Here is a 3,365-nt window from a genome sequence, read left to right on the forward strand (position 1 = left end):
CGGGCCGCGCTGCTGGAGGCGGCGACGGGCGTCGCGGCCGGGGTGTGTACCCAGGGCAGGCAGCCCGGCGAGGTCTTCGGGCCGGTCGGGAGCCAGCCAAACCGGAAAGGCCGAGCCCTCTCGGCCGGGACGGCGTGCCAGTCGAGAGGGCCATCGAAGGTGCGGCGGTGTGCTTCCCGGGCCGCGTCACGCGGTCGTGACGTCAGGGAATCACCCGCGGTTCACTCCGGACGGAATGCACCGCCGGCGGCCTCGGCCACGAATGCGGCCCACGAGTCGGGGGCGAAGTCCAGGACGGGACCGTCCGGGACCTTGGAGTCGCGCACCGAGACGAGCGCGGGAGCGGTCGAACGCACCTCGATGCACTCGCCGTTGCCCGCGGAATAGGTCGATTTGGTCCAGGCGCCGGTGGCGCCGAGTTCGATTGCCATGTTCTCTCCGGTTGGTGAAGGACTCAACTTCTTCCCTGTCCGTTCCAGGCCGGAGTGTTGTCGACGCCCCGGCCCGACGCCGAGACGCTACCGCCGAACAACCCAACGGTCAGGGAGCTTTCACTCAACCGGATGGCGAAAGGCTGCTGCTCTTCCGGTGCGTCCCGGTACGGGTGTACCGTGCCTCCGTTTCGGGATACCCGGCCCTGCGCGCGAATATCAGCGGGCGTACTTCTTCGCCGCATCCACGATGAATTTCCTGGTCTGCTCGGCATTGAGTGCCTGTGCCCGCAAATGTTCGTACATCATGCTGTAGTTGTGGACGTCGTCGCTCTTCTCCAGATAGAGATCGCTGGTGACACCCTCCAGATAGATCACGCTGGAGTCGGATTCCTCGGGGAACTCCAGGATCGCGTACTGCCCCGTCACGCCCGGGTGCGCGCCCGTCTCGAACGGCAGCACCTGCACGGTGACGTGCGGCAGCTCCGACGCCTCGACGAGGTGGTCCAGCTGCTCCCGCATGATCTGCTCGTTGCCCACCACGCGCCGCAGCGCGGCCTCGTCGAACACCGCCCACAGCCGCAGCGGCTGCTCCGTCTCCCTTATCCGGTCCTGCCGCCGCATCCGCACGTTCACCCGCTTCTCGACGTCCGCCGCCGTCACCTCCGGCGAACTGCCGGCGATGACGGCCTCCGCGTACGCGCGCGTCTGCAGCAGTCCCGGCACGACGAGCGACTGGTAGATGCGCAGCGAGGCGGCGGCCGTCTCCAGGCCGATGTAGACGCTGTACGGCACGTCCCCGAAAGCGTTCCACCAGCCCTGCTGGCGGGACTCCTTCGCCATCTGCATCAGCGAGCCGACGATCCGCTCGTCGTCCACCTCGTACACCCCGCACAGGTCGCGTACGTCGCGCTGGCTGATGCTGCGCCGGCCGTTCTCCAGCCTGCTGATCTTCGACTGCGAGACCAGCAGCCGGTCCGCGACCTGTTCCGCGGTCATGTTCTTCTGCTCGCGCAGCCTGCGCAGCTCCTGGCCGAGGCGGCGCCGCCTGACCGTGGGATTGACGTTGGACGCCAAGGGAGTTGCACCTCCGGGTGCGTAATCCGCGTACGGACGTATCTCATTACTGGGTGCAGCCTGCCACCGACGGAGTGTGCGCCGCTGCGATCGTCGCGAAATGGCCGCAGCGGGCAAAGGTTTGGCCCACAATGTGCGCCGCACGGGTCCGGGTACGCCTCTTGTGGTCACGGGAAGTGGCCGCGCGGTACGGCTAGGTGGTCGCCGGAACGCACGGCAGGGCCCTGTCCGGTCGAGGCCACTCGACGGACAGGGCCCTGCACTGTGCGGCTCCCGTTCCCGGCCCGGCGCACCGGCGGGCGACGCCTGGCCCGTACGCGAACGATCACGTACGGGCTCGGCGCTGCTCGCGGCCGCCGGGCGGGCTCAGCGCACCGCGGCCGTCCGGATCATCCCCGCGCGGCGGGACCCCGCGGGAACTCCGGCAGGCTGCGCGACAGCCGGCGGACGAGCCGCGGGACGGCTGCCTCCGGGAGTGCGCCGCGGCTGAGCGGTGACGCCGTTCTGCACATCCATCACGGCGTGCGCCACCAGACCGCCCATCGGGTCGTGCCTGATCAGATCCCGGAGCCGGGAGCGCGCGGAGCGCCCCTCGTTCCCGGGGTAGAGATGCTTGCCGAGCCCGACCGCGTGGGCCAGGGCGGCAAGCGCCGCGGTCCGCGGGTCCGGCGGGACGCCGGTGCGGATCGCGCTGTCCAGCCGGGCACGTATCTCCCGGCTGATGGCGGTGTCGGTTGCCTGATATCGAGTGGTCGGTAGGACCCCGCACATGTGGCTCTCCACGGCATGCACCATGCCGCAGCGCTCCAGATGAGCGAGATACGTCTGGCGCAACCCCAGACGTGGCCCACCTATCCAGTTCACCGCGCGCACGGGACTGCCCCGGCGACGCAGCAACTCCAGTGCTGTGTCCAAAGTGGGGTCCCCGGTCGGACGCGGAAGTATCACGGCGATACGATCCCCGTCCGGGGCTATTCGCCCGGCCAGAGCGAGCTCGACGAGCTGTGCTCCTGCCAGGCCGAGGTCGAGCGACTGCGGCTGCGCAGTGGTACCCGTGGCCGGGTCCAGTGCCAGCAGCAGAAGCTCCTCCGGAAGTGTTCTGCGGCTCCTGCCCATCCATGCCTCCCCGCGTGGATGAATGACAGGGTGACGCCTCTCACATTGGTCTGTCGAGAGTGCGTGGGTGCTTTGATCGGGAACCTGTAGGTATGTCGTTCTCGTCTCCCAGGTGCGGGCGAGAGACGGCTGCGTCCCCGTAGGGTGGGTGGCCACGCCATGGTTGACGCGGTTGTGCGGTTGTGACGCAGGAGGAGGAAGTCGGTGGCGGTCGAGTCCCCCGGGAGGTCCGAGGAGCAGCAACCGTCGGGGTCGGCGACCGTGGACGAACGCGAGCCGCGCGACGCGCGTGACCCGGACGGCGAACGTGACCCACGCCTGGCGTTCACGTCCCCCACCGACAACGCCCCCGCCGCCGCGCCGGTTCCCACCCAGTCCGACGCCGACCCGGCGGAGCGAACTGCGCCTGGGGCGGCGGTGGATGACGACGACGCGGAGCCCGCCGAGGGCGGCGGGGCCGGGACGGGTTCCCGCCCGAAGCGCAAGTCCGCGGAGGCGGACGGCAAGGCGCCCGGGGCGGACGCGCGGAAGGCTTCGGGATCGAAGGCCAAGGCGGCGCCGGCAGCGAAGACCGGCAAGGCGGGCAACCCCGCGGATGAGGACGGCACGGCAGAGAGCACGGCCGGATCCCGCCCGGAGACCGGGGGGACGACGACGGAACCGGCCGCTGCGAAGGCGGCGCGGCCGCGCCCGAAGCGCAAGCCCGCGGACGGGGACGGCAAGACGCCCGGGGCGAAGGAC

General features: G+C 70.3%; 3 protein-coding genes and 1 pseudogene. 1 reads left to right on the plus strand and 3 read right to left on the minus strand.

Annotation, left to right across the window (positions count from 1 at the left end):
• Positions 1-221: 221 nt before the first annotated feature.
• The 3 genes from H5J30_RS23120 to H5J30_RS23130 all read right to left on the minus strand — a co-directional run bounded on the left by H5J30_RS23120 (position 222) and on the right by H5J30_RS23130 (position 2,624).
• Entirely contained in the window at positions 222-431 is a 210-nt protein-coding gene (locus tag H5J30_RS23120) for a DUF397 domain-containing protein (protein ID WP_181789304.1), read from the minus strand.
• 219 nt (positions 432-650) lie between these two features.
• Positions 651-1,508, minus strand: a complete 858-nt coding sequence (locus H5J30_RS23125) for a helix-turn-helix domain-containing protein (protein ID WP_181789305.1) — start codon at positions 1,506-1,508, stop codon at positions 651-653.
• A gap of 366 nt (positions 1,509-1,874) precedes the next feature.
• Complete coding sequence (locus tag H5J30_RS23130; RefSeq protein ID WP_181789306.1) at positions 1,875-2,624, minus strand: GOLPH3/VPS74 family protein; 750 nt, start codon at positions 2,622-2,624, stop codon at positions 1,875-1,877.
• A gap of 204 nt (positions 2,625-2,828) precedes the next feature.
• Here H5J30_RS23130 and H5J30_RS23135 point away from each other — a divergent pair.
• Positions 2,829-3,365: pseudogene (locus H5J30_RS23135) on the plus strand (hypothetical protein); the annotation flags it as partial.

This window comes from Streptomyces phytophilus, from assembly GCF_013870535.1.
Lineage (GTDB): Bacteria > Actinomycetota > Actinomycetes > Streptomycetales > Streptomycetaceae > Streptomyces > Streptomyces phytophilus.

Excerpts from the sequence above, each read along its gene's own strand:
- H5J30_RS23120 (WP_181789304.1), bottom strand. The coding sequence starts at position 431 with ATGGCAATCGAACTCGGCGCCACCGGCGCCTGGACCAAATCGACCTAT.
- H5J30_RS23130 (WP_181789306.1), bottom strand. The coding sequence starts at position 2,624 with ATGGGCAGGAGCCGCAGAACACTTCCGGAGGAGCTTCTGCTGCTGGCA.